General features: G+C 68.1%; 25 protein-coding genes and 2 pseudogenes. 7 read left to right on the top strand and 20 right to left on the bottom strand.

Annotation, left to right across the window (positions count from 1 at the left end):
* The 4 genes from ACIBCJ_RS14450 to ACIBCJ_RS14435 all read left to right on the top strand — a co-directional run bounded on the left by ACIBCJ_RS14450 (position 1) and on the right by ACIBCJ_RS14435 (position 6,060).
* The gene (locus ACIBCJ_RS14450; protein WP_365978199.1) at positions 1-3,078 is read left to right on the top strand and encodes an HsdR family type I site-specific deoxyribonuclease; all 3,078 of its coding nucleotides are present in this window, start codon (positions 1-3) and stop codon (positions 3,076-3,078) included.
* A gap of 340 nt (positions 3,079-3,418) precedes the next feature.
* Positions 3,419-4,315 (top strand): DUF5655 domain-containing protein, encoded by an 897-nt coding sequence (locus ACIBCJ_RS14445; RefSeq protein ID WP_365978198.1) that lies wholly within the window; start codon positions 3,419-3,421, stop codon positions 4,313-4,315.
* 508 nt (positions 4,316-4,823) lie between these two features.
* Positions 4,824-5,060: a DUF397 domain-containing protein gene (locus ACIBCJ_RS14440; protein WP_319124314.1), complete on the top strand. Its 237-nt coding sequence runs from the start codon at positions 4,824-4,826 to the stop codon at positions 5,058-5,060.
* Positions 5,061-5,229: 169 nt separating this feature from the next.
* Positions 5,230-6,060, top strand: coding sequence for a helix-turn-helix transcriptional regulator (locus ACIBCJ_RS14435; protein WP_365978477.1), 831 nt, complete (start codon positions 5,230-5,232; stop codon positions 6,058-6,060).
* On the opposite strand, the gene ACIBCJ_RS14430 is transcribed toward ACIBCJ_RS14435, so the two are convergent.
* From ACIBCJ_RS14430 to ACIBCJ_RS14420, 3 genes and pseudogenes are all read right to left on the bottom strand, one after another.
* Positions 6,050-6,880, bottom strand: coding sequence for an SAM-dependent methyltransferase (locus ACIBCJ_RS14430; RefSeq protein WP_365978197.1), 831 nt, complete (start codon positions 6,878-6,880; stop codon positions 6,050-6,052). The genes ACIBCJ_RS14435 and ACIBCJ_RS14430 overlap by 11 nt on opposite strands.
* Before the next feature lie 347 nt (positions 6,881-7,227).
* The gene (locus ACIBCJ_RS14425) at positions 7,228-7,464 is read right to left on the bottom strand and encodes a hypothetical protein (protein ID WP_365978196.1); all 237 of its coding nucleotides are present in this window, start codon (positions 7,462-7,464) and stop codon (positions 7,228-7,230) included.
* A gap of 269 nt (positions 7,465-7,733) precedes the next feature.
* Positions 7,734-8,110 (bottom strand): annotated as a pseudogene (locus ACIBCJ_RS14420) (transposase family protein); the annotation flags it as partial.
* Positions 8,111-8,580: 470 nt separating this feature from the next.
* Here ACIBCJ_RS14420 and ACIBCJ_RS14415 point away from each other — a divergent pair.
* Both ACIBCJ_RS14415 and ACIBCJ_RS14410 read left to right on the top strand, forming a co-directional pair.
* Complete coding sequence (locus ACIBCJ_RS14415; protein WP_365978195.1) at positions 8,581-9,564, top strand: hypothetical protein; 984 nt, start codon at positions 8,581-8,583, stop codon at positions 9,562-9,564.
* Positions 9,564-10,547: a restriction endonuclease gene (locus tag ACIBCJ_RS14410; RefSeq protein WP_365978194.1), complete on the top strand. Its 984-nt coding sequence runs from the start codon at positions 9,564-9,566 to the stop codon at positions 10,545-10,547. Before ACIBCJ_RS14415 ends, ACIBCJ_RS14410 begins: the two co-directional genes overlap by 1 nt.
* A 79-nt stretch (positions 10,548-10,626) precedes the next feature.
* Here the strand turns inward: ACIBCJ_RS14410 and ACIBCJ_RS14405 are convergent, their stop codons facing one another.
* From ACIBCJ_RS14405 to ACIBCJ_RS14380, 6 genes are read right to left on the bottom strand one after another with little or no spacing between them, the layout of a single operon-like run.
* Positions 10,627-11,748 (bottom strand): DnaB-like helicase N-terminal domain-containing protein, encoded by a 1,122-nt coding sequence (locus ACIBCJ_RS14405; RefSeq protein ID WP_365978193.1) that lies wholly within the window; start codon positions 11,746-11,748, stop codon positions 10,627-10,629.
* Positions 11,748-13,019 carry a DNA cytosine methyltransferase gene (locus ACIBCJ_RS14400; protein ID WP_365978192.1) on the bottom strand — a complete coding sequence of 424 codons (1,272 nt, stop codon included), beginning with the start codon at positions 13,017-13,019 and terminating at the stop codon, positions 11,748-11,750. Before ACIBCJ_RS14400 ends, ACIBCJ_RS14405 begins: the two co-directional genes overlap by 1 nt.
* A complete protein-coding gene (locus tag ACIBCJ_RS14395) occupies positions 13,016-13,978 on the bottom strand; it encodes a hypothetical protein (protein ID WP_365978191.1) in 963 nt (320 codons plus the stop codon). The genes ACIBCJ_RS14400 and ACIBCJ_RS14395 overlap by 4 nt, the downstream gene beginning before the upstream one ends.
* Before the next feature lie 13 nt (positions 13,979-13,991).
* The gene (locus ACIBCJ_RS14390) at positions 13,992-14,444 is read right to left on the bottom strand and encodes a hypothetical protein (RefSeq protein ID WP_365978190.1); all 453 of its coding nucleotides are present in this window, start codon (positions 14,442-14,444) and stop codon (positions 13,992-13,994) included.
* Positions 14,437-15,024 carry a tryptophan synthase subunit alpha gene (locus ACIBCJ_RS14385; protein WP_365978476.1) on the bottom strand — a complete coding sequence of 196 codons (588 nt, stop codon included), beginning with the start codon at positions 15,022-15,024 and terminating at the stop codon, positions 14,437-14,439. The genes ACIBCJ_RS14390 and ACIBCJ_RS14385 overlap by 8 nt, the downstream gene beginning before the upstream one ends.
* Entirely contained in the window at positions 15,021-15,176 is a 156-nt protein-coding gene (locus ACIBCJ_RS14380; RefSeq protein WP_365978189.1) for a hypothetical protein, read from the bottom strand. Before ACIBCJ_RS14380 ends, ACIBCJ_RS14385 begins: the two co-directional genes overlap by 4 nt.
* Positions 15,177-15,369: 193 nt before the next feature.
* Here ACIBCJ_RS14380 and ACIBCJ_RS14375 point away from each other — a divergent pair, with 193 nt between their 5' ends.
* Positions 15,370-15,543, top strand: a complete 174-nt coding sequence (locus ACIBCJ_RS14375; RefSeq protein WP_365978188.1) for a hypothetical protein — start codon at positions 15,370-15,372, stop codon at positions 15,541-15,543.
* Positions 15,544-15,865: 322 nt separating this feature from the next.
* Here the strand turns inward: ACIBCJ_RS14375 and ACIBCJ_RS14370 are convergent, their stop codons facing one another.
* From ACIBCJ_RS14370 to ACIBCJ_RS14320, 11 genes and pseudogenes are all read right to left on the bottom strand, one after another.
* Entirely contained in the window at positions 15,866-16,468 is a 603-nt protein-coding gene (locus tag ACIBCJ_RS14370; RefSeq protein WP_365978187.1) for a hypothetical protein, read from the bottom strand.
* Between the two features lie 186 nt (positions 16,469-16,654).
* Entirely contained in the window at positions 16,655-16,945 is a 291-nt protein-coding gene (locus tag ACIBCJ_RS14365) for a DUF317 domain-containing protein (protein ID WP_365978475.1), read from the bottom strand.
* A gap of 193 nt (positions 16,946-17,138) precedes the next feature.
* A pseudogene (locus ACIBCJ_RS14360) lies at positions 17,139-17,381 on the bottom strand (hypothetical protein); the annotation flags it as partial.
* Positions 17,382-17,572: 191 nt separating this feature from the next.
* A complete protein-coding gene (locus ACIBCJ_RS14355) occupies positions 17,573-18,331 on the bottom strand; it encodes a hypothetical protein (protein ID WP_365978186.1) in 759 nt (252 codons plus the stop codon).
* Positions 18,328-18,918, bottom strand: a complete 591-nt coding sequence (locus ACIBCJ_RS14350) for a hypothetical protein (protein ID WP_365978185.1) — start codon at positions 18,916-18,918, stop codon at positions 18,328-18,330. Before ACIBCJ_RS14350 ends, ACIBCJ_RS14355 begins: the two co-directional genes overlap by 4 nt.
* Before the next feature lie 41 nt (positions 18,919-18,959).
* Positions 18,960-19,418, bottom strand: coding sequence for an XF1762 family protein (locus tag ACIBCJ_RS14345; protein ID WP_365978184.1), 459 nt, complete (start codon positions 19,416-19,418; stop codon positions 18,960-18,962).
* A complete protein-coding gene (locus ACIBCJ_RS14340; protein ID WP_365978183.1) occupies positions 19,415-21,205 on the bottom strand; it encodes a TraM recognition domain-containing protein in 1,791 nt (596 codons plus the stop codon). The genes ACIBCJ_RS14345 and ACIBCJ_RS14340 overlap by 4 nt, the downstream gene beginning before the upstream one ends.
* A 32-nt stretch (positions 21,206-21,237) precedes the next feature.
* On the bottom strand, positions 21,238-22,014 hold the full coding sequence (locus tag ACIBCJ_RS14335; RefSeq protein WP_365978182.1) for a DUF317 domain-containing protein: 777 nt from the start codon (positions 22,012-22,014) through the stop codon (positions 21,238-21,240).
* Positions 22,015-22,016: 2 nt separating this feature from the next.
* The gene (locus ACIBCJ_RS14330; protein ID WP_365978181.1) at positions 22,017-22,376 is read right to left on the bottom strand and encodes a hypothetical protein; all 360 of its coding nucleotides are present in this window, start codon (positions 22,374-22,376) and stop codon (positions 22,017-22,019) included.
* A 239-nt stretch (positions 22,377-22,615) separates the two neighbouring features.
* Positions 22,616-23,437: a DUF317 domain-containing protein gene (locus ACIBCJ_RS14325; protein WP_365978180.1), complete on the bottom strand. Its 822-nt coding sequence runs from the start codon at positions 23,435-23,437 to the stop codon at positions 22,616-22,618.
* Positions 23,428-23,781 carry a hypothetical protein gene (locus ACIBCJ_RS14320; RefSeq protein WP_365978179.1) on the bottom strand — a complete coding sequence of 118 codons (354 nt, stop codon included), beginning with the start codon at positions 23,779-23,781 and terminating at the stop codon, positions 23,428-23,430. The genes ACIBCJ_RS14325 and ACIBCJ_RS14320 overlap by 10 nt, the downstream gene beginning before the upstream one ends.
* Between the last annotated feature and the right edge of the window lie 20 nt (positions 23,782-23,801).

Here is a 23,801-nt window from a genome sequence, read left to right as displayed (position 1 = left end):
GTGGCTAAGGGCATACGGGAGCGCGAGTTCCAAAACTCTATGATCCAGTGGTCCCTCCCGATGGGATGGAGTTACAAAGCGGGCAGGTCGTTGCCGCGTGAGACGACACAGACGGTGCTCGCCGGCCAGCTGCGGGACGCCATCTTCCGGCTCAACCCTGAGGTGATCGACGGCTTCGACGTGGACGCCGTGGTCGAGGAGATCATCGCCATGGTCAACGCCGTCGACGGCGGGCTGGTGCGAGCCAACGAGCAGGTGCTGGAACTGCTGCGCGGGCACAAGGAGTTCCGGGGCGCCGACGGCGTGTGGCGCGCCTTGAAGGTCATCGATTTCGAACACCCGACCACCAACACTCTGGTCGTGTCGGACGAGGTGACTATCGCCATCCCCGGCAAGACCCCCCGCCGGTTCGATCTCGTGTACTGGGCCAATGGCCTGCCCCTAGTTGTCGTAGAGGTGAAGTCACCGACCGCTAAGTCAGGGTGGGCCGACGCCGCACGCGAGATCAATGACGTGTACGCCACCGAATATCCGTGGTTCTTCACGCCCAATATCTTCGCTGTCGCCTCCGACGGGCTGAAGCTGCGGTTCGGTTCCGCTGGTGCGCCCCTGAACCTGTGGCAGCCGTTTCGATCCACTGACGACGACGAGAACCTATCAGGGCAGGCCGACGCCCAGCGCTCCGTCGAGCTGCTGCTCAACCCGGCCACGGTCCTGGACATGCTCGCCAACTTCGCCCTCTTCGACACCTCTGGGGGCGGGGTAGACAAGAAGTACCTGCCCCGCTACCCACAGATGGAAGCCGCCCATCTTATCCACAGGCGGGTCCTGGCCGACGGCAAGAAAGGTCTGGTCTGGCACCACCAAGGCAGCGGGAAGACGTTGCTGATGGTGTTCGCTGCTTCGCTGCTGCTGGCTGACACCCGCACCGAGTCGCCCACGATCATCTTGCTCTCGGACCGGACCCAGCTCGTGCGGCAAACCTCCGGAGTATTCACCTCCGCGATGGGCGACGCCTACTTCCACCAGCCCTCCACCAGCAAGGAGTTACGTTCCCTGCTGGCTGACGATGTGCGCGGCGTCATCTCCACGACTGTCCACAAGTTCGCCGACGCCGGCAAGAACCTGTCGACCCGCCGCAACATCATCGTGCTGGTCGATGAGGCACACCGCACCCAGTCATCCGAGGAAGAGTCCCTGGCGGGGCAAATGCGCGCAGCGTTGCCGCACGCGAAGTTCTTCGGCATGACCGGCACACCCATCAGGAACCTCACCACCAACACCTTCGCCCTCTTCGGGGAGGAGACCGACCCGAACAGGGTGCTGCACCGGTATTCGGTGTCCCGGTCTCTCCAGGACGAGGCAACCGTTCCAGTCATGCTGGACCCGCACCCGGTCACCTTCGAGATGAACGACCAGGCCCTACAGGCCGAGTTCGACCAGTTCGCCGACGAATTCGACCTCGACGACCCTGACCGGGAAACCTTGTCTCGCAAGTTCGGGCGCCTCACCTCGGTGTTTGCCAACCCCGAACGCATCCACACGGTCTGCCAGGACATCGTGGACCACTACCTGGCCGGCACCTATCGCAACGGCCTCAAGGCGCAGGTCGTTGCCTACAACCGTGAGCTGGCCGTGGCATACACGGACAAGATCAACGAGCTGCTGGCCGGCTTCGAGGCGTCGCAGGTACTCGCCGAGGTCGGCAAGCACGATCGGATCACCGCAGAGGTGAATATCCACGTCTCGGACGCCAAGACCGAGGAAGCGGCCATGCGGCCCTACCGGCTCTCCGAGGTCGACGAGGAAGACCAGAAGCGGCGCTTCCTGACTCCCGATGACCCGCTGTGCTTCCTGGTCGTGACGGCCAAGCTAATGACTGGGTTCGACGCCCCCAACGAGGGCGTCCTCTACCTGGACAAGCCGATGAAGGCTCATAACCTGTTCCAGACGATCACCCGCCCGAACCGCACTTGGGTGTCCCCGTCCGGATTCGTGAAAACCACCGGCGTGGTCGTGGACTACATCAGCCTGGCCGAAGAGGTCCAGCGTGCCGTCGCCGACCCCACCTCGGAGGGGTCCGCCGACAAGGGCGGCGGGTTCGTCACCGACCTGACCGACCTGGTCGCCGAGTTCCGCACCACCTTCGCCCGTATCGAAGACCTCCTCGCAGATGTGGACGGCCTCGATCTCACGGCCCACGGATACGAGTCCGTACGTGTCATCAACGGCTTCCTGGACGCCAACCCCGACGCCGCCGAGGTCTTCAGCAAGAACTACCGGCTTCTGGCCCGCCTGTACCCACTCATCAACACGGACAAGCGGGTCTCCAAGTACCAGGACGGGGTCGGGCTGTTCGGGTCTGCATACACGACCCTGTTCAAGAAGTCTTCCGACGAGGAAAGGAAGGAGCGACTAAGCGAGCTGGGGCCGATGGTCCTGGAGATAATCAACGCCCACGTCCACTCCTTCTCGGTGGCCGCCTCCCAGGAAGAAGCCCTCGTCCTGGATGCCCAGGGCATCACGATCCTCAAGGAGCTGCTGACCCTCGTCCGTCCCAAGCCCGACAAGGACGACGGCGAAGATAAGAGGCCACCGTCTGCGGCGGAGATCCTAGATCACATCAAGGCCGCCCTCGAGAAAGGCGTCGAACCCGGATCCGCGAAGTACACCGCCCTGGCAGAGCGAATCAGGCAGCTGCGGGACCGAATCATCCAGGACGCCCAGGACGCCCTGGAGTTCCTAGCCGAAGCACTCAGGGTCGCCCGTGCCATCGTGAACGCGGAGAAGCACCCCGACGAAGCCGTCGTACTGGACGACGACCACGTGGGGGTCCTGTCACGGATCATCCACGACCACGCTCCGCCCGGCCTCACCGTCACGGAGCAGAACTTGGCTGAGGAGATCGACCAGGTGGTCAAGCGCACCCTCGCCCAGTCATGGGACAACGCTGAGGCCCGCAACCGCGGCGTACGCCGTGCCACCGCCGCGGTCTTCCGCCGGTACATGTTGAAGCCGGTGGGCGAGCCCTACGGCTCAACCGTCGCCTACGTCGAAGCGCACTACCTCGTTGACTGACCCGGCAGGGAGGCCCGGCAGCCCGTGTCGGTTGCCGGGCTCATACTGCAGGGCGCTGCATGCGGGGAGAAGCGCTGTTCCTCAGAACAAGGCGGGCGTTTAGAAGCTCTATCCGCTGAGCTACGGGGGCTGATCTGCGTAAACGCAGCTTCCGGGCGCTGTCCCCCAGGTCGCGGGGGACACATGGGGGAATCGCGGATTCCCGGTGACTGGGGGACGAGAGCGCTCCCTGATCGGGCCGTACGTAGGGTCTCACATTATCTTCACGCCGCCGAAGTGTCTCGCGGAAACAATCCCGTACCTCATCAGCGTTGCTGATCTTCGAGCCGAGGAGGGGAAGGTGTCGGGCCTGAAGCTGTTCCGCAGGGACACGACGAATAGCGGCATGACCGAGGTCATGCCGCGTCTTGCTGAGGTCGAGGCCGATGTGCAAGGTCTCGTCGAGGCGCACATGGAGACGCTGCTGGGGATCCGCTTCCTGGCGAGCGAGTACAGCACCGGACCGGTACACGGGGGCCGGATCGACTCGCTCGGGCTGGACGAGAACGGATCGCCGGCCATCGTCGAGTACAAGCGCGGCACAGATGCCGGCGTGATCAACCAGGGCCTGTTCTACCTGGCCTGGTTGATGGACCACCGTGCAGAGTTCGAGCACCTGGTCCGCGACCGGCTCGGGGTGACAGCCGCGTCCCAGGTCCTGTGGAGCGGCCCGCGCCTGATCTGCATCGCCGGCGACTTCACCCGCTACGACGTGCATGCCGTGCGCGAGCACCGCCGCTCGATCGACCTCGTCCGCTACCGACTCTTCGGCAGCAACCTGCTCGGACTTGAGACCGTGGCCTCCGTGAGCGGCGGCATGCAGGTGGCCCGCCGGGCACGGCGTCAGGCGATCACCCAGGATGCGGCCCGTGTGCAGGGCGCGGCGATGCGCGAGTTGGCGGGCGCGGTCGACGAGGTCCTGCTCGGACTCGGGGACGGCGTGAACCGGGTGGAGCGCAAGACTTACAGGGCCTACCAGCGGCTGCGGAACTTCGCCTGCCTGTGCCCGCCGCAGCGCAGCAAGCTGCTGGTCTACCTGAAGGCCAACCCGAAGGACGTTGACCTCGTTCCGGGCTTCACTCGGGACGTGTCCGGTCTCGGTCACCACGGGACGGGTGATCTGGAGGTCCAGCTTCGTACGCTCAGGGATGTGGAGCGGGCGCAGGACCTGTTCCGGGCAAGCTACGTGGCGGCATGATCGCCCGCCGCTGACCATCCTTGTGGCGGGCTGCGCTATGTGTCGTGTCTGCAGCGTGGGGGGCCTTTCGACGGGCGGGCAGGGCGTGGCGGTGGACTATCTATGGTGTGCGGGATCGCCGGTTTGGCCAACCGGCGCTCCCGCGCTATGTTGCCCCGCTCGTGTCGATGCCTGTGCTGCGCTCTCGTGGCCGTACAAGGCTGCGTCGCGAGCGTCGGGTACCGGTCTCCGAAGCTGAAGCAAGCGCCGGGGACGCTGTGGACGAGACCCTTGCGGACCATTGGGCGCTCTTTGGGGCCGACAGCGGGGAGAAATGAACCGCGCTGAAGCGGGCCGGGGTGGATCACTCGAAAGTGCGTAGCGATGTTCGAATTTCTGAGGTTCGGAGTCGGCTACGATTTCCCCCGTGCAATTGCATCATGGGATTGCACGGGGCCGTCCCGTGTGTCAATTGCAGGGCGGCGATCTGAAAGTCGGATGTTCGATCGGGTGATGTGCGGAGGTAGGCGTGAACGGGTTGCGTAACGGCGTGCCGGCGGCAACGTTGGACGTGAGGTGGGTGAAAAGCGCGAAGAGTTCGGGGGCTGGTCAGTGCGTGGAGCTGGCGCCGCTGCCCGAGGGGAGGGTTGCGTTCAGGAATTCGACGGATCCGACGGGACCGGCGCTCGTCTTCGAGGCGGGCGAATTCGACGCCTTCCTGGACGGCGCGAAGAAGAACGAATTCGACCACTTGTGCGCATCTTGATGCGCAACCGGGCGTAGTTTTGTTCGAGGGGACACGCGACTTCGGGGCATGCCATGATGTGCCATGCCCAATACCCATTGGAGTGCGCGTGTCCCCGAGTAATGACGGTGTTGTTCCTCTCTTCGGAGAGGGGGTACCGGAAGACCTTGAGCCCACCGCTGCCGGCGTGATGCTGGGAGTGGATCTACGTACGTGGCGAGAGCGACGCAAGATTCCCACGAAGGTGGCCGCTCGGGCGATCAACGCGTCCTTGTCCAAGCTGTCCCGCTTGGAGCGAGCGGAGAGCCCGCCCGACGTGCGGGACGTGCGCGATCTCGCGGATCTCTATGGGGTGGATGCTGAAGAGCGCCTCCGCCTCGAATGTCTGGCCAAGCGCGCTACCCAGCCCGAGTGGTTCTGGCGTTACGCAGACTGCGCGCCGTCCTGGATGCGCCGCTTGATCGGGCTTGAGGCCAAGGCATCGCTGCTAACGACCTTCGAGATGAAGGTCGTTCCCGGTCTGCTGCAGACCGCGGACTACGCCCACCACATCAGCGCGAATGGGCTGAACGTGGACTTGGCCGATCCGCTGGTCCAGCAGTGCGCGGCACTACGCGAGGAGCGTCAGCAGCGCGTCTTTGGCCAGGACGAACCTCCTCGGTCGGTATTTCTCCTCGACGAGGGCATCCTCTATCGCCAGGTGGGCAGCCGGAAGATCATGGGGGAGCAGATGCTCCGGCTGCGCGAGTTGTTGGAGCAGCCGCACATCGCGATTCGCATCGTGCCCTTCCACGGCAGGGTGGTCTCCAACTACGGCTCGGTCACGCACCTGCGCTTCGCGCTCCAGGGCCTGCCGCCACTCGTCTATATCGAAGGGCACGACGATGCCACATACCACACCAAGCAGGAAGAAGTGGAGCGGCACGTAACACTGTTGCTCCGGCTCAGCGAAGAGGCTGCGGAATCGACGGGGGACAGCCGGGCCATGCTCGACAAGGCCGTCGCACGGTTCAGGGAGTGACCGCTTCCGGAACGGGGATCTGCGCCAGCCCACCGTAGTCGTACCATTCGATACTGCGTTGGTGCTGGCGCAGCTCTGAGTCCGGCCGCCAGTCCGTGACGTCCACGAGTCCCGGACGCAGCACCTGGAGACCTTCGAAGAGGGCCTCCACCTCGTGCCGCTCGCGCACTCGGCCCCAGTTGTCGTGTGTCTCCTGCCGCATCAAGTCCGTGACGGAATCGCGCAGGTCCCTGTCGTCGCTAACCAAGTGGCAGATGACAACGTAGTCGCCGGGGCTGAGGCGACTGGTCACCTGGCGGACGATGCCAGCCGGGTCTTCCACGTCCTTGACGCAGTGCAGAACCGAGATGAACAGTGCTGCCCTGGGCATCGTTGCAGATTGGTCGTCGGCGAAGAGACGTCTGACCTCCGGTGCGGCGAAGACGGAGTCTGGGTCCCGCATGTCCCCTGCGACCATGGCAGTGTTCGCGTTGGCATCGAGCAGGGATCGCCCGTGTCCGAGAACCACAGGGTCGTTGTCCACGTACACGACCCGAGCATCGGGAGCGACGGTCTGCGCCACCTGGTGGACGTTGTTCTGTGTGGGCAGGCCCGAGCCGAAATCGAGGAACCTCCGGACCCCGTACTCGTCGGCCAGAGCATGGACGACCCGCTCCAGGAACCAGCGGTTGTTCCGGGCCAGGGCCTTCGTCGTCGGCGCCCTTTTCAACAGTTCCTGACACGCAGCCCGGTCGGCTTCGTAGTTGAAGGTGCCGTCCAGTAACCAGTCGTACATCCGTGCAGCACTCGGCACGGAAAGATCTACATGTGATTGACCCAATGGTCGGCCCCTCCTGGTCGAGCCCCGATCTCTCCAGGGAATGAGGGGCCATCGTAGAAGGGCAGCACAAGATCCACCAGTCGCTTGGGGAAGCGAATGGTGTGTGCGGTGGCGCGGGGGTGGCGCAGACATGGCGTTTCCCGCGCTGCGCGGACGGTGGCGGTCTGGCCGAGATCAGGCCATCGAATGACGCCTCCGCCATCCGTTCGATTTGTTCAGGCGGAGGCGCTTCTGGCGGGGGTGGATCGGGTCCCTGGGCGGCTAGGGCATCGATCACGGCGTCGAGGCTGCCGGCTACTCGCGGAGCTCCGCCCGCCCCGGAGGCCGGAGGCGGGCGGGTCGCGGTATCAGCCGAACAAGGCATCTCCGAAGTGGACTTGCACGGTCACCTCAATGGAGGGCCCCTGCTCCGGAACAACGGACAGGGTGATCCCTGCGGTCGCGAGCGTGACCAGCGCGGCCGAGGACATCACCCGGCCGAGTGCAGGAACACCGGGAAGCACCGAGAGTTCGATGGTCGGGCTGATACCGTGCAGACGCCCGGAGGGGCCAGTAATGACCCCTCGGCGATGCGGATTGAGCATGCGCACACTCCTCTTGATCTGATCGCACCCTGGAGGGCGGGGGCAACCGTCCTCTAGGGCGGGCTCCGTGAACGCGGTGCCAGATCGAAGGTAGCGCCACTCAACTCATCTAAGTGACAAGTCGGTTATCCGTGCAAAGTCAGATTCCCGACCGTCATCCGCGAGCGAACGGGCGATTGGCATGCGGGCGCCCGTTCGGATTTCTGGCCGCCCAAAGTTTGCAGAAGGCCCTGAACACACAGGCTGAAGCGGTGTTCGGGCCTGTGCGGTCATGCGGCGAGGGCGAGGTTGTGCATGTGGGCGACGGCCTGGACGGCGTGGTGGCGACCGTCACCGCGCGGCCGGCAGTCGCGGAGGATCTTGTAGATCTTCATGCGGGAGAAGGTGTGCGAGACCCGGGCGCGGACGTTGCGGTGGGCGGCGTTGTCCTCCCCCTTGCGTTCGAGCAGGGGCCGTCTGGGGCGTTTGCGGTGCGGGACGATCAGACCGGTGTTGATGAAGGCGCCGTCCCCGAGGACGGTCACGCCTGGCAGTGCTCGACGAGGCCGAAGTTCCGCCAGGCTTTCGCGTCCGCGGTGTTGCCGCGCACCGGCCGGGCCGCGGCCACCACCAGGCGGGTGTCCACCGAAGGTGACGCCGAGATGCGGGGCAAGGAGGTGGCCGGCGAGCAGCGGGGCACGGCGTCGCCGATCTGGAAGAACTGCCGGTCCTTGTTCCGGATCGGCTCGGGGCCGGCGGGTGTCGGTGTCCCTCGCCGAGAGTGCTTCGAAGGAGGAGTGGCCGAAGACGTCTCGTGATGCCGGAAACGACAGCGCTCCGTCTCCTTCGCTGCCGTCAGAACCGGTTCACCGAGGCCCAGGCCGGCACCCCACGATCGTGTGATCTAGGTCGCACAACAGGGTGCTCTGTGGATCCAACAGTCGATGCGGAGCCGATCAGTAGGCACCTTGCATGATGCCCCGAAGTGGGTTCCAGGTCACCGCAATTGACTTCCAATCGGCACCTGCGATACCTCCCAGGGATGAGTGGCCCCAAGGGGATCGGTGCCCTTCTGGCCTGCTGTTTTCCTCCTTGTGGGCACGCATGGTTGTCGGTGCCACTGTGTAACCTCCCGCGGTGATCATTGACAGAAACGCACGCGTGGTCCCCCCGCGATATACCGGGAAGGAGCAACGTGCGCTGATGGGTTGGGCGATAGGCCAAGCCGACCGCGACGACATGTTGGCGATCTTGGTGTGGAGCGCCGAATGTCGTGCGGTCAGAGGCGTACGCGACGGCTGGAAGGCTCACGCCGAAAGAATCAAACGTGAGATGGACGAGGCGGAGACGAGAGCGATGCGCGGAAGGTGGAGCATGGGCCCGGGCAGTGCCGCGCGCCGGTCGGTCGCAGCCGCCGCCTCAGCGCTCAAAGACTCTCTGGAGCCCGAACTGGAGGAGGCCCAGGCGGCCTTCAAGGAAAGTGCCGCGCTGTATGAGGGCATAGGTGGCAGAGTCGGAAAAAGCAGGAAGATCGGCAATGCCAGCCACAGAGAGGCAGAAAACTGCGGACCTCTGTGGCAGTTCCTCCAACAGGCGGAGGGGCGGCTGGCAGCCCTGCTGGACGAGGACCGTCAGCGTCTTCACGCACTGGCACTGCGGGAGCAGTCCTGTACGGCTGGGGGATCTCAGGATGTAGCTGCCCTCGATGCCTTGGACGAAGGTGAACGGGGGGCATTCGTTCAAATGGTTCGAGAATTGCTGGAGATGGAAAGGAATTCCCTATCGCCGTCTGATGCCTGCCCGCCCCGAATGGACCTCTTCCGCACGCCTTCAGGTCGTATAGTGGGCGTAAGGGTGATGCATCACCGGTTTAAGCGTGGCGATGCGTCGCGGGGATGGGTTTGGTTCTCCAGTGTTGCACAACAGGCGCAACGCGACAGAATTGCCGCCGCCGCTGATGCAGTGGTCTTGATAAGCAACATCGAGTACAACCATATGGCCCGTCGCTTCGCGAAGGCGCACGGCATTATCCTGCTGGACCGTACTGACGTGCGCAGGTGGATCGAATGGGGAGTAGCGCTTGACTTGGACGCGCTGTTGTCAAAGCGCGAGGTGGGCTGATGCACATCAACTGGAATAGCCGGGTAACCCTGCCCGTCTACGAAGAGCCGTGGCTCACACAATCAGTAAGCGCCACCGTTCGGGAGGCCACGGACGACGACGCGCTGGCAGCCTTTCTGCATTTCTACGAAGGTGCCCTTGTTAGGCTAATTCTCGAGAAGTTGCAGAAATTTCACCGGCTGACGGAAGAGGAACACAAACGTGCCGCGAAACTCGGGCCGCGTCGGCCAGATTCTCCGGTGTGGGCTCAGTTTCGCCATAGAGGCAGAGAGTTGGCTGAGAGTCTGCACGCAGTCTGTTCCTGGGCACAGGAGGCAGTAGCGTCAGCGGAGGAGATTCTGGATGGAGTCAGAGAAGAGGCTGGCGCCATCGCGGCAAGCCGCTTCCGGCGAACCCCGGAGTCCGACTGTGGGCTGGAAAGGGCCATCAGGCTGGAGAGCGAGCTTGAAGAAGCCAGGCTTCGGTTTGCTGCCGCGATGCAGGAACATGCCCAACAAGTACATGAACTGGCTCTGCGAGAGGAGGAGTTCCGGACTTTCCGTGCCAGCGCAGGGAGTATCAGCATCGCCCAGCTGCATGCGATGACGCCGTACGATTTCGAGCATGCTACGGCAGTCCTTGCGCGCCGGGATGGGTACGAAGTGGTTCGCGGCAAGGGGGGATCCCACGATCTGGGAGCCGACGTGATAGCGCTGACCCCAGACGGTCGGAAGATCGTTTTCCAGTGCAAGCACCGCCAGCCGGGATCTAGGGCGGTTGGATCCCGGGTGATCCAAACACTCAACGGGACTGCCCGTCCTGTCCACAACGCGGATATCGTGGTTGCCGTCACCAATGGTTCGTTCTCCAAGCCCGCGAGCTCCCTGGCAGTTGAGCAAGGTATCTACCTGATGTGCGGAGATCAGCTGGAGCGCTGGGCTACGTGGGGAATTCCCCTCTTGGAAGTGTTGGGCGATCCTGGTGAGGCAGGCGCCGAAGCCTGATGTGCCGATGCCTACCGTTTCGGTGGTCCTGCCGAGGCGACCTAAGGGTGTGTCTCTACCAGGTCCCTCGAATGGGGTGCTATCGGGCAGCGCGCGCGGTGCGAGCGGCCATGGTGGTCGGCAGGCCAGCGCGGGTGGGAGGCGCCGGGCGCGGTCGCTGCGGTGGGACTGTTCCAGTGGCGTGCCGCCAGCGGGTGCGGACGGCGGTGATGTCGGCGAGGGCGCGGCGGGCGCCGACGACGAGCTGGAAGGGGGTGTTCGCCGGGTCGCCGGCGTACGCCTCGATGCGCCGTCCGGTGTGCTCGGCCGTGGCCAGGAGGGAGCGCTGCAGGGCGCGTTCGGCCCAGTGCCCGACGGATCCTGCCGGTTCGGCCAGCATGCGCAGGACCTGGCCTGGTTCGCTGCCGTCGTCGAGCAGGCCGCGCTGCTGGGCCTCCCACAGGACGGTGACGGGGTCGACGGGCTCGCCTCGGCGGGCGAGGGTGGTCAGGCACTGCCACAGGCCGGCGTGCAGGGGCAGGGTGAGGTCGTCGGGGGTCAGCCACCGGACGGCGTCGATGTCGTCTGGGCGGGCGGTGGCGGTGGCGGTGGCGGTGGCGAGCAGCAGCTGCTCCTCCTCGACCGCCTCGGTGTAGTCGGGGGCGGCGGCAGGAGGGGGTGCCGGGGTGCGGGGAAGGACACCGGAGCGTGGGGGGAAGCGGTTCGCGATGTCGTCCACGACCGCGGCAAGCGCGTCGGCCTCGGTGAGCACTGTCTGGACGGGGTGAGGGAGGGAGACGTCGTGGACGGTGTGGACGAGGCGTTCGGCGGCCGTGTGCAGGCGGCGGCGGGCGTGCTCTGCCTCGACCATCCGGGCGTAGGCGGGGGCGTGGCGGGGCCAGGGGCAGACCTGGACGAGGGCGTGCAGGTAGGAGGCGCTCAGTCCGCGCGCCTCCTCCAGGGCGGTGGCGAGTACCCGGTCGAGCCACTTGGTGTTCTTCGCGTGCTCGGCGGGGTCGGGCCGCGGCAGGGTGCTGATCGCGGCATACAGGGCGGCGTGCGGGGCGGTGGAGAACGAGTCGGCGGCGATGCCGTTCACGTCGTCCAGGCGGTGCGGGTCGAGAAGGAGAGCCCCCAGGAGGGCCTGCTCGACGTGGAATACCGGCTGGGGCGTTGCGATGGCGTCGAGGTCGTCTTCGTCGGGTTCGGGGGTGTGGGGCATCAGGCGGCGAGGGTGAAGTCGTCGGGGTCGAGGGGGAGGCCGAGGTGCGGGGCGAGGAGGTGGCCGGCGAGCAGCGGGGGAACGGCGTTGCCGATCTGGGAGAACTGCTGGCCCTTGTTGCCGACCCAGGGGTAGTCGGCGGGAAAGGTCTGCAGGAGGCCCGCCTCGCGGGCGGTGATCCGGATCGGCTCGGGAACGGCCGGCGCATCGGCTTCTTCGGCTGACGGGGTGGCGGGTTCGGCGACCCAGGTGCACTCGTTCGCGCGGTGCCCGAAGAACAGCGTGCCGGCCGGCTCCTGGATGGACCGGATGGTGGCGTTGGCCTGGTTGTTGCTGCGCAGGGACCAGGACCAGCGGTGCGCCTCGGCGGTGAACGTGGGCGCCGGAGCGTCGGCCGCACGATTCTCGCGCGTGCCGTGCCGGGCCGCCCACCCCGCGCCTTCCCGGCGGGACTGCAGAACCACCCCGTCCGGCCGCGGCATCCAGGTGCCGCGCTCCCGCGCGTCGGACAGCGTCTTGCGAGAGCCCGACGGGAACGGCTCGGGGCCGCCGCCGGGCCCACCTCCTGCACAGACGGTGGGGACGGGCCGGTCGGTCGCCCCCCATCCCAGGGCTTCGGCCATGCTGACCCAGCGGGCACGGCCCGGACCGAACAGCGATGCCGGCTCGGCGAGCTGGGCGTGCGTGGGCGTGGGCGGCTGCGCCGTGCGGACGCGGGAGGCCAGGAGGATTGCCCGCTTCCTGGTCTGCGGGACGCCGAAGTCGGCGGCGTTGAGGATCCCGTACCAGACGGAGAACCCCCACCCGCGCAGGACAGCCGCGTACTGCTTCCACAACGGCAGCACGTCCGGTACTTCCTCCATGGCGACCCAGTCGGGCTCGCCGACCGTGTTCAGGGTGTAGAGGTAGCGCATTGGCTCGGCGGCGAGCAGGGAGCGCTCGTCGCGGCAGGCGGTGAGGAGGCGTTCGCGGGTGTCGCGCCCGGCGGCCAGGTCTTCGACGGCTGCGTGCACCAGTGGCTGGTCGAGAAGGCCGAGGCGTTTGCCGGCCATGCTCCACGCCTGACACGGCGGCGAGGCGATCACCCCGCGGGTGCGGCCGAGAAACGGCCATACCGGATACCTCGCCACGTCGCACCGGATGGTCAACTGACCGGCCGCAGCGCGTGTCTTGCACGCCCACTGATCCCATTCCAGGCCGACGTCGCGCACGCCCAGGACGTGCAGTGCCCTGCTCCAGCCGCCCGGCCCCGCGAAGAGGTCGAGTATCACGTGGCCAGCCCGAAGTCGGCCCGTGTCAGTGCGTCGGCGTCGCCGCGGCACGCCCAGGGCGAGCAGCCGTCCTCGACACCGTTCTCCAGGACGTCGGCCTCGTCCGCGCTGGTCCGCAGGGCGGCCCGCTCGGCAGCCGTGACGTGGTCGATGGGGGCTTCGCTGAGCGGGACGCGGGAGCGGTGCAGGAACGCCTCGCCGAGCAGTCTGTTGCCGGTGGCGTTGGCGCGGGCATTGCCCTGCCGGATGGCTGCGTCGAATGCGACGACGTCCGCCCACTCAGATGGAGAGGTGTCCCTGATGTGCCGCCACTGCGCATTTCCGTGGAACGGGCATCCCAGGCAACTCGACTTCGGGGTATCGGCGAGTCCGAGAGAAGTCAGGTAGTGCACGCAGTCGGCCCTGCTCCAGGACATGTCCAGAAGGGGATGCCGGTTACGCATGTACTTGACGTCCGCGTCCTTCGCGCGGTGGAATTCATCCGTGGAGATTCCTACCCACTGCTCGACGAAAACGTCCTTCGGGATGCGCGCCGGATAGGGGTAGCCGAGCAGTTCGCGGACCTTCTGCTTGATCGGCTTTACCTTATATTCGCCGGTGCACTGCCGTCGGGTCATCCCAGGTCGCCCGTCCTTGTTGAGGATGTGGAGCGGCATGGAGGCGAAACGGTGATCCGGGTTCAATGCGTCGTCGCGGATATTTCCGGCCGACACGCGCAGTACGGGTATCCCGGCGGGGGCGGCTATCTCTTCTTCCAGGCGGTCAAGGTGGCCATAGACCGCTTCGGGTTCCCAGCCGGTGTCGGCGAAAATCGCGTAGTCGACCTTCGGGAGAATGCCCTCGGCTGACAGGGCGAGGAGAGTGCTGGATTGAACTCCCGCGCCGAGGGAGAGGGCGCGGAATCGGGGCTGATCTGAAATGGTCTGTCCTGGATGTAGGGAAAAGGGGGGCGCTCGCATCGCGGCTGTCGCGTCACTGGCAGGGGGATTCCGGCCGGTCGCGGGATACGGCGTCGCAGAGGGCGGGGATGCGGTCGAGGAGGTCGGCGGCCGACTCGATGAACTGCTGCGGTGTCGGCCCGATCAGGACGACCCGCCGAGATGTGGCGGCGGCCTGGCGGCGCTGGTTCTCCACAGCGCGGGCAAGAGCAGCCGTCAGTTCGGCGGCGGCGTCCTGGGCCGCCTTGGCGATCTGCGCGACACGGTGAAGGAGCAGCAGGTCCGTAGGGGAGGGCCGCGCCGCTTGGGGGCTGCGGTCGGAAAACAGCCGCAAGGCGGTGTCGGCGAGGTCCTGGGCGTCAGTGATGCGCGCGGCCAGTGTGGATGCGTCCCGTTCGGCGGGCAGGGCACGCAGGGCCTGGAGCAGATAGGACGCGTCGGAGGCGATGCGGGCCAGGACCGGAGCCGGGCTGGTGGAGTCAGGCACGGGTCTCCGTGGTGGCGTACGGGTTCAGAGCTTGGGCGAACGCGGTGGTGAGCACCGGGGCCTGCTCGGGGGCGGTCATCAGGGCGCGGACGACGGGGGTGCCGATGACGACGGCGTCCACCAGTGGTGCGACGCGTTCCGCGAGGCCCGGGGTGGAGATCCCCACGCCCGATACGACGGGCAGGGGGCTCGCGGCGCGAAGGCGTGTCGTGAAGTCGGCGAGCGCGGGCACGTCGAGCGGGCCGCGGTAGCCGGTGGGGGCGGTGCTGGCGGGTGCGTAGAGCCATCCCGACGCGCCGGCGGCCACGGTGGCGAGACCGGTGTCGGCGAGGTGGCGCGGGACGAGGCGTGGGGTGGAGAGGTTCACGGCCTTCGCTGCGGCCTGCCAGCGCTCTGCCTGGTCGTCGGGCAGGTCGACGACCATCGCCCCGGCGGCGCCCGCGTCAGCGAGCAGCCGGGCCAGGCGTTCGGGGCTGTGCCGGTGGACGGGCTCCCAGTAGGTCATGACGACGGTCGGCCGAAGGCCAGCGGCATGCTCGACCGCACGCAGGGCGCGGGCGAGGACGCTTCCACGGCTCAGGGCGCGGCGGTAGGCGGCTTGGATGACGGGCCCGTCGAGGCCGGCGTCATGGTGGGCAGGCCGATCTCGAACAGGTCGGCGCCGGCTTGTGCGATCTGGTCGAGTTGACGGCGCTCGGCGCGGGCCGGATGCAGTCCGGCGGGGACGAACACGCTGAGCGCGCAGCGGGGTTGGGAGAGGAGGGCCTGGAGGGAGTCGGTGGTGGCCAGGAGATGTCTTTCTCGGGTGGGCTGTCGCGGCCGGTCAGCGGTGGCGTGGGGCCGGTGAAGGCGGGGAGGCTACAGGGGTGGTGGCGCTCTGGCCGTGGGCGGCTTGGGCACGGGGCGGGGTGTCCGCGGTGGGCTGGTGGCTGAAGGCGGGGGCCACGCGGTCGAGGGCCTGGGCGATCTGCTGGGCCTGGTCGTGAGCCGTGTCGAGCTGCTCGGCGACCTCTGTGGGGAAACGGTCCCACTGGGCTCGGTACTGGTAGCGCTGGATGATCTCGGCGGCGTTGCGCAGTTGCTCGGCGACCTGCCGTAGGACGGCGGTCTTCTGTTCCGGGGCGGTCGCGGTGTGTGTGGCTTGCAGAAGCGCGTCCAGGGCGATGGGCAGCGACTCGTCGGGCGCAGGAAGGCCGTAGAGGGCGGCGTGCAGTGCCGGGGCGTAAGACCGTCACGGGTCCGCCCCGACCGCGGCTGCGGTACTCGATGGGGGCTTGTCGGCGGGCGCCGAAGCTGACGGTCACGTCCCGGGGAGCGGCCCCGGGGTGGAGCTGGTCGGCGAGGGCACGGGCGAGATCATGCACGGAGGGGGCGTCGGACGTGGAAGCTCCTCGGATAGCGGCTGGATTCTGTAGCGAAGGTCAGCGGGTGCGGCGACGGGCCGACGGTGTGGTTCGCGGACCGGTGGCGGCAGCTGAGCGGCGGCGGGCGCTCGCGGGGATGTTGGCTGGTGTGGGGATGCCCAGGTGGACACGCGCGCTGAGACCGTGGGCGTACGCGTGTGCCTCGGCAGCGGTGACGGCGCCGAGCAGTCCGCGCTCGTCCAGCCCGTCTCGCGGGCGGTAGGACGCGCCGTCTGCTGTGGGGACGAAGCCGTGTTGCTCCAGCAGCAACCGGGCGGCGGTGGTCGAGGCAGTCACGGCAACCGTGCCGTCACCGAACTGGAAGCGCAGGTCCGGTCCGCCTGCCGGCTGGTCGGGACTCCAGCGGGTCGTCCAGGAAAGGTCGACGAGGTCGTGGGTGTGGGCCAAGAGGGCGTACATCGCCACGCCGGCGCGCTCGTGTACGTCCTGCGCGATGCCTGGAGGCAGCAGGTAGAGCCTGCGGCCGTGGTGTTCACGAGGGAGTAAGCCGGCGTCGGTGAGCAGCCGGTCGGCGTCGCGGACGGGGTGGTTGAGGATGACGAAGGTGTGGCCGTCGTCGGTGGACCCGATGAATACGTCGGGGATGTCCAGGAGTGACACGGTGGTCCAAGGGATTCGGAAGTGCAGGCCGGGAGGATGGCAGTGCGCTCGCGGCAACGGACGGGTACGTGCAGCCGAGTCAGGGCGTCGTTGTGCCGGGTGAAGTCGCCGGCGAGGAGCAGGAGGTGCTCGGCCGGCCCAGTCGGCTCGTTCATCTGAAGATGACGGGTTTCGGTGAGGCCGGTGTCAGCGGCGGTGTACGACGCGGCCGAGCTGGGCGCCGGCGTGGTGGACGTGTGGGTTCACGGCGGCTCGGTGCACGGGGGTGATGAGCGCGTCGTCCAGGTTCTGCACGAGGTAGGGGACGTCACGGAAGGTGCGCTCGACCGGGGTGGTCGTCGCGAGGTGGGTGAAGAACTGGGCGACGAGCCGCTCGGGGGTGTCCTGGGTGAAGGAGGCGTCCCAGTGGGTGTCGAAGCCGTCGTACACGTGGTGCCGGAAGCGCCACGGAGTGTCTTCCGTCGGGGTGTGCTGCAGGTGGCAGTGGCCGTCGGGCGAGGTGAACGGTGTCGTCCTCGCGGTGCCAGTGGTTCAGTTCGGCGATCTGCGCGAGGGGGGTGGTGGTGAGCGGGATCCGGTCGATGTGCCGGTCGTCGCCGAGCAGCTGGGGCAGAGCCTGGGTGACGGCGGCGATGGCCTCGATCGGGGTCTGCCGGGTGAAGCGGGCTTCCCAGTACGGCTCGTGGTGTGCGACGGACCACCAGTGGCCGTGGGTGCGACGGGAGTTGAAGTTGACAAACAGGCTGCCGTCGGGGCTGTGGACGCTGATGCGACCGCTTGCGCGATCGTGCTCGCTCGGCCAGCCGAAGAGGTGGATCAGCGGGCCGATCGCGTCGGCGAGCCGGTCGATGCCCGCTCCCGCCAGATAGCGCGGGGAGACCAGGACCCGGTCCTGGGGCGCGAAGTGCCTCACCGCCGGGCCTTGTACCGCGGGAGGCAGTGGGCCAGGACTGATCGGGTGCAGCGCGTCGGTGCCGGTGTGCAGGAGACGTCTGGGACGCGTGCGGGCGGGGCCTCGTATCCGTCCATCCGGGCGCGGGGTGGATCCGGGTGTTGGGCGCGGTTGTGCGAGGTCATGGGCTGCTGTGGGCTCCGATGGGTCAGTTAACGGCTGTGTGCGGCCGTCTTCGCAGCGGTGGGTGCGGGCGCGGGCGTCGTGCCGGGCACCCTGCGAGTGGGCGGGCTGCTGATGGCCGTGGCCAGCGCGGTGGTGCCGGCGGGAGTGAGGCGGACTCGGTCCTGGAGCGGGCCGCCCACATAGGCGGCAGGCGCGGACTCCGGAACGCGCTCCGCGAGGCCCTTTGCCTCCAGCGCCCGCAGTGTGCCCAGGCGCACGCGCTCGTCGCGGTAGTGGACGTTTTGCCGTCCCAGGGAGCTGGTGACCACGTCGTTCCCGCAGGCGATCTCCCACAGGGCGGTGTGGTGAGCGGCGGTCAGGGTGTGCTCCGGACCGTCGCCTGCTGCCGTCCCCTGGCGGCGTCGGATTTCGTAGGCGAGGGTGTTGGCGCAGCCCATCGCGGTTTCGGGTGCCAAGGCGGTCAGCGTGCGTGCCATCGGGAGCTGCTGGTCCGCGGAGGCACTGCTCAGGAAGGCGAGCTGCTCAAGGCGGACCACTGCGTCCGACAGGTCGGGACTGCGAAAGAGGCGTTCGTCGGTGACCGCTTTGAGGGCGGTGCGGGTCGCAGACGCGAGTCGCTGGGCGGAGGCGGCGTGGGCGTTGGGCTCGGATGGCGGATGGGCCCGCAGGAGACGGTCGAGCATGTCGTTGTGCTGCACGTACTGGTCTGAGAGCAGCAGCAGGCGCTCAACCGGCGTCGGCGGGGCGGCCACGTCGAACAGGAAGCCCTCGGGCGGCGTCGTCATCCGCGGCGCCGGGCAGCGAGCACGGGCGGTGTGGAGGGAGCCTTCTGCGGGCTGGGCCTTTGGGCCTCGGCGATGAGTTGCCGGTCTTCAGCGCGCGCCGAGAATGAGGCGAGGCGGCGGGAGACCCGTCGCGCCACGGTGCGATAGGTGGTGGCCGCTTGCTGCATCTCGACACCGGCACGGCGAAGCTGATCACGGCTGGTCGCCGGGGTGGGATCGGCGTCCTCGTACAGCAGGATCTCGGTGCGGTGATGGATGGCGAGGTTGCACAGGGTGGCGGCCAGGGAGATCTGGGAGCAGGCGCCGGCGAGGAGCGCCAGGTTGTCGGCCCCGTCCTTCATTGCGGGGTACTGGCTGGCCGACAGTTCGTGCACCTGCCGCGTGCACTGCATCGCCAGCTCGTGCACTCGCAGGCTCAGGGGTGTGATCTCTCGGACGGGCTTGGCGATCTCGCCCTCCCGGATGCGTGCCGCCTCCACGGACAGCTCCTTCAGGGCGGGGGCCACCTCGCCGAGAAGGCGGGTGTGTTCGGTCAGGTCGACGGTGTGCAGGACAACTCCGGGAGGACGCGGGGCGGTACGGGGCAAGGTGAGATGGTCGGTCCGTTGCTGTGCAGGAACGGGCTCGGTCACAGGGCTTCCCACAGCAGGCGGGTGACGTGGTCGTTGCCGTGGCCGGCTCGTGGGCGGGACGGGGTGTGCCATCCGGCGCGGGGCGGCCGGCTGGCGATCACGCGCCACCCGGCGCCGCGCAGTGATGCGCCGCTCTCGCCGTCCTGCGTGTAGGTGACCAGCCGTCGGTAGCCGAGGGCCTTCGCCGCCCGCCACGCGGCACCGTAGAGCAGTGAGTTGGCGTTGCGGGCCCCGTCGCTGGCGGTCCGGGTGACTTCGAGGGTGGCACCGTCGTCCAGGTGACGGGCCACCGGCCTGCCGACGATGGCCACGGCGCGCAGCGTGCCCCTCTCGTCGGCGGCGCCGACCGCGAAGATCTGTCCTGCGGGCGGCGGGTGGTGACGGTGCCAGGTGCGCACGAAGTCCTTCGCCTCACGGGAGCGGACCGGCACCAGGTGCAGCGGTATGTCGCTCACGCGGCCGTCCCGAAGTCGGACTGTGTCGGCGCGTGCTTCGCGACGGCGCGAGCCGTGATCGCCTTCGACGCGCGGGCGGACGCCGCGGACAGTTCCCCGGCTCCTGGCTCTCGGTACCACGGCCGCAGGTCGAGCATCGCGGCCCGCATGCCGGTGGCGAAGCAGAGGGCGGTGCCCTTGGGCAGGGCGCGGATCGCGTCGGCGGGCAGGATCCGTTCCTGCCGCATCGACACCGACGTGCTCTTGCCGGACTCCGAGTGCGAGGTCGATGTGGTCTCCACGTCGTGGTCGCCGATCAGGCGGGAGAGCTTGTCGGCGAAGTCGGGGTCGTCGATGCCGGAGCCGATGACCTTGACGGTCGAGGCGGACCACATGGCGTCCATGCCCGCGTCTCCCCAGACCTTCTGGCCCTGGCGGTAGGACTGGAGGATGGTGATCGGGATGATTCCGCGGCTGCCGAGGTGGGAGTACAGGTCGGGCAGGTCGCTGATCTTGCACACGTTGGCGGCCTCGTCGAGGATCGCCAGCATGGGCGGGTCCAAGCGTCCGCCGGCGCGTTCGGCCTGGGCGGTGGCCGCGCGCATGACTGAGTCCGCGCACGCGGCGATCAGTGCCGAGGCCCCGCCGCCGCCGTCCTTGCTCAGCAGGAACAGGGTGTCGGCGGAGGTGACGAACTCCGACGGGCGGAACTCGGGAACGTCCTTCTGCGGGGTGACCCAGGCGGCGATCTCGTTGTTCAGCAGAGCGGCGGCGTACTGGCGGGCGGTCTCGTAGATGCCGTCGCGGGTCTCCGGCGGGCCCTCGACGGTGCCCTTGAGCTGGGCTGCGACGGCGGCGAAGTCGTGGTCGCGGAGGATGTCGAGCGGGGTGCGGTCGGCGGGGAAGGCGAGCCACTGCATGATGTCGGTGATGGGCCGCTCGTCGAGCGCTGCGGCCAGCAGCAGTTGAGAGAGGATGTTGCTGCCGGCCTTGGACCAGAAGTCGCCCTGCTGGGAGGCGTCCACCGAGGCGGCGAGGAAGTGTCCGGCGAGCCGGTTCGCTCCGTCCAGGGTTTTCGCGCTGGCGAGGGGGTTCCACCACATCTCGCGTGCGGCGTGCGCGATCTGCTGTGGGTCCATGGTCCACACCTGCCCGACGCGGGAGCGGGCCTCGTATGTGGCGGTGAATGCGTCGCCGGCGGCCTTGTTCGAGGTCAGCAGGACGGGGCCGGGCGCGGCGAGCATGGAGGGGATGGCGAGCGAGGTGGTCTTGCCCGAGCGGGGCGCCATGATGGCGACGGCCACATCCTCATAGCCCATGCGCACCTCGTGTCGGGTGTTCTGCAGGTTGCCCAGGAGGATGCCGGTGTCGCGGGCTTCGATGTGCTTAGCGTCCTTGAGGCTGGGGCGCAGCGAGCGGGCTTTGTCGGTGATCGCTTTGGCCATCAAGGGCTCGATGTCCCTGGCCTTGGCCATGCCGGTGATCTTCTTCCGGCTGCCGCCGCGGTTCTTGTGCCGGAGCCACAGGGCGACCGCCGTCACCCCGAGCGCCAGGAGGAGCAGAACGGGAACGATGCGTGCCCCGATGAGTAGGGCGTTCTCCCCGGCCTCGGGCCAGACCTGCTCGGGGTGGAGCAAGGCGTTGGTCGGCTGGTAGGGGGCCCAGCTGGTGCCGGTGAGGGAGGCGGTGAGGTTGCCGCACAGCCAGGCCAGGTGGGACAGGGGGACGACGACGGCGAGCACGCCGAGCAGGAGGCGCAGGACGAGGTCGTATCCGTCGGTGTTGCTGCTGGAGGAGGAGGGGGGCAAGGGCTATGAGCTTCCGGGCGGGGACGGAGGGATCAGCGCTGGCGGTGGCGCTCGGCCTGCGGCCGTTGCGGAGGATGCGTACTGGTCGTCGGCGGGCCGGATCGGCGTGCGGCGAGGGAGCGGATGCGTTCTTCCAGGGCGCCGGCGACCTGCGTGGCCGGTACTTCCCGGTGCGAGCGGGTGATGAAGTCCGGGCTGCGAGTTGGGAGGCTGGAGGGGCCTGCGGTGCGCGGCACCGGTCGGGGGTCGGTGAGCGCGGTGGTGAACGCGGTGATCAGGTGGGGTGGGGTGTGCTCGCTGAAGTGGGCTTGCCACAGGAGAGTCCGGAAGTCGCGGAGGGCGGTGTCGACCCACCAGGCCCTGGTTGTCTCGTCGGCCTCGACGCGGACGGTGCCGTCGGGTGAGGCGAGCCGGTGGTGGTTGTAGGACGGAGTCCAACCTGCTTTCACAAGCGGCTCCTGCGGATCCCAGTCGTCTACTGGATCGGCCGTGGGATCGGTCAGCCCATCAGTGAACGCCGCGATCATCTCGACGGGGGTGCGGGCATCGAAGCTGGCGAACCAGGCGGGCCGGTCCGGCGCGGGGGCGTGCTGCAGAGTCCACCACCGCCCGTCGGGGTCGGGCTCCACCCGCAGGAGGGCCTTCTGGTCGGGGCTGGAAAGCAGCACGCGGGGCATCAGGGGGTCGTGACCGTAACTCCAGCCGCAGGCACGGTGGAGGGGGACGATGATCCAGGCGGGATCGCCGCCGCCGGCCAGGTGGCGCGGGGCGATGTAGTCGATGTCGACGTTGGCGGGGCCGTCGGGCATGGTCACCGTCCCCTCGCGCCGTGTCCGCTGCGCCGGGACGTCAGAGCGGGCAGGTGCGGGCGCTTCGGCCGGGACGGTGCTCGGCGTGCGGCGGCCTGGATGTCGAGGATGACACGGCCGTGGCAGGCCCAGTCGTCCAGATAGCTCCAGCACTCTGCGTGGTGCTCGTCCAGCGCGTCGACGTACGCTTCGCTGCCCGGTCCGGCGCCCTCGGGGAGCTGGGCCCGGGCCTGGCGCCATTGAGCGTCCAGGGTGTCGAGGTGGCTCAGTGCCTCCTCCAGGATGGTCAGTTGCCCGGGCCAGCTGTCCCGCGTGAGGTGTGCGGGCAGGTGCTGGAGCTGGAGGCGGGCGGCGGCCAGCAATTGCCGGGCACCAGGGCGGATACTGGCGAACGCTGCGGCGGTGTCTGCGTCACGGACGGCGGCCCGGCGGCCGTAGGCATCCTGGTCGAAGGGCCAGCCGTCCAGGTCCGTGTTGAACTCGGTGAAGGCGTCCCAGGACGCCAGGATCCGTTCGCTGTGGCGCAGGTAGCGGTTGAGGCGCCGCAGTGAGGAGCGGCGGCCGTGGTTCGTGGTGCGGGAGATGAGAGCATCCTTTGAGGTCAGCGGCGTGCGGCCGGCTGGACGGCGGTGGTGGGCGCCGGGGGTGTTGTGGGGGCGGTCTGCTGACGGCGCACGGCGCGGGCCTGTGCGCGGATCGTCTTCACCCGGGCGGTGTGCGCGTCGACTACCTGCTGCGGGCGCAGAGGGCTCGGCTCCCGGACGGCACGGTGGTAAGCGGTGCGGTCGAACATGCCGCGCTGCAGCGGGCTCTGGTCGGTGAGCGCGCCCAGGAAGGCGCCGGCCAGGTGATCGGGCACGTGCTCGTCGAGGAAGGCATGCCAGATCCGCGGGCCCGGGAATGCTTCGTCGCTGCTTTTCCTGACCTCGATGTGCCAGGACGGCCGTTCATGGAACTCACTCATGGGGCGGTGTTCGATGCGGCACAGTGCGTCTGGAGAGAGCGCTATCCCGGCATCGTCGTGCTGCCAGCCTGCGCTGGTCACCGGCTGCCAGGGGTCCGGCTGCGGTGAGGGCGGTGCGATGAGGGCGTCGGTGAAGCCGGCGAGGACCTCGGCCGGCACGAGTTCACCGAACTCGGCGTACCAGCCGTGTTCGTTGTCGCCGGGGGCGGCCCGCAGCCGCCACCAGGCGGAGGTGGCGGACTGCGGGTCGAACTGCAGGCGGTAGCGGTGATCGGGGCTGGCCATCACGATCTCGGCGCTGAGCGGGTCGGAGACCGTGGCCCATCCGGCCGCGGCCAGGCCGTGGGTGACGTGGCGGGCGTCTCCCGGACCGGCGAGGTGGCGAGGGCTGGTGTCGAAGGGGATCTGCCGGGCGTGCTTGTCGGCGAAGGCGTCGAGCTGGCGCTCGCTCAACGGCACCGGCTGCACCCCTGCTCGCTCTCGGCGTCGTCGTGCAGCGCGCGCAGCTCGTCCAGGACGTAGTGGAGGGTGTGCTGGTCGGTCTGCTCCCAGGCGGCGGAGCGCAGCTCGGCGATCAGGAGGTTGACGTGCACGGAGCGCGGGATGGCCTGGTGCTCCTGGATGGTGCGTGCGAGGGCACGCAGGGTGTCAGCGAGTTGGACGGGCAGGCCCGTGTACTCGTCGAGGAGCGGCTCGACCAGGGCGAGGGCTTCGGCGGGGTCGGGATTCTCGCGCAGGTACTCGGTGACGTCCGACAGCGTTTCGGTCAGGGCGCGCAGGGTGTCCGGGGTGGGGGCAGGCATCGGGCTCCTTGAGATGGGGA

The sequence above is a fragment of the Streptomyces sp. NPDC051136 genome, assembly GCF_044455745.1.
GTDB lineage: Bacteria > Actinomycetota > Actinomycetes > Streptomycetales > Streptomycetaceae > Streptomyces.
This window is presented reverse-complemented; position numbering and strand designations above follow the sequence as displayed.

What these genes read in the sequence shown, in the direction of transcription:
- ACIBCJ_RS14435 (WP_365978477.1), top strand. Translation starts at nt 5,230, where the DNA reads ATGCTGGGAGTGGATCTACGTACGTGGCGAGAGCGACGCAAGATTCCC.
- ACIBCJ_RS14425 (WP_365978196.1), bottom strand. Translation starts at nt 7,464, where the DNA reads ATGCTCAATCCGCATCGCCGAGGGGTCATTACTGGCCCCTCCGGGCGT.
- ACIBCJ_RS14410 (WP_365978194.1), top strand. Translation starts at nt 9,564, where the DNA reads ATGCACATCAACTGGAATAGCCGGGTAACCCTGCCCGTCTACGAAGAG.
- ACIBCJ_RS14405 (WP_365978193.1), bottom strand. Translation starts at nt 11,748, where the DNA reads ATGCCCCACACCCCCGAACCCGACGAAGACGACCTCGACGCCATCGCA.
- ACIBCJ_RS14395 (WP_365978191.1), bottom strand. Translation starts at nt 13,978, where the DNA reads ATGCGAGCGCCCCCCTTTTCCCTACATCCAGGACAGACCATTTCAGAT.
- ACIBCJ_RS14355 (WP_365978186.1), bottom strand. Translation starts at nt 18,331, where the DNA reads ATGACGACGCCGCCCGAGGGCTTCCTGTTCGACGTGGCCGCCCCGCCG.
- ACIBCJ_RS14335 (WP_365978182.1), bottom strand. Translation starts at nt 22,014, where the DNA reads ATGCCCGACGGCCCCGCCAACGTCGACATCGACTACATCGCCCCGCGC.
- ACIBCJ_RS14320 (WP_365978179.1), bottom strand. Translation starts at nt 23,781, where the DNA reads ATGCCTGCCCCCACCCCGGACACCCTGCGCGCCCTGACCGAAACGCTG.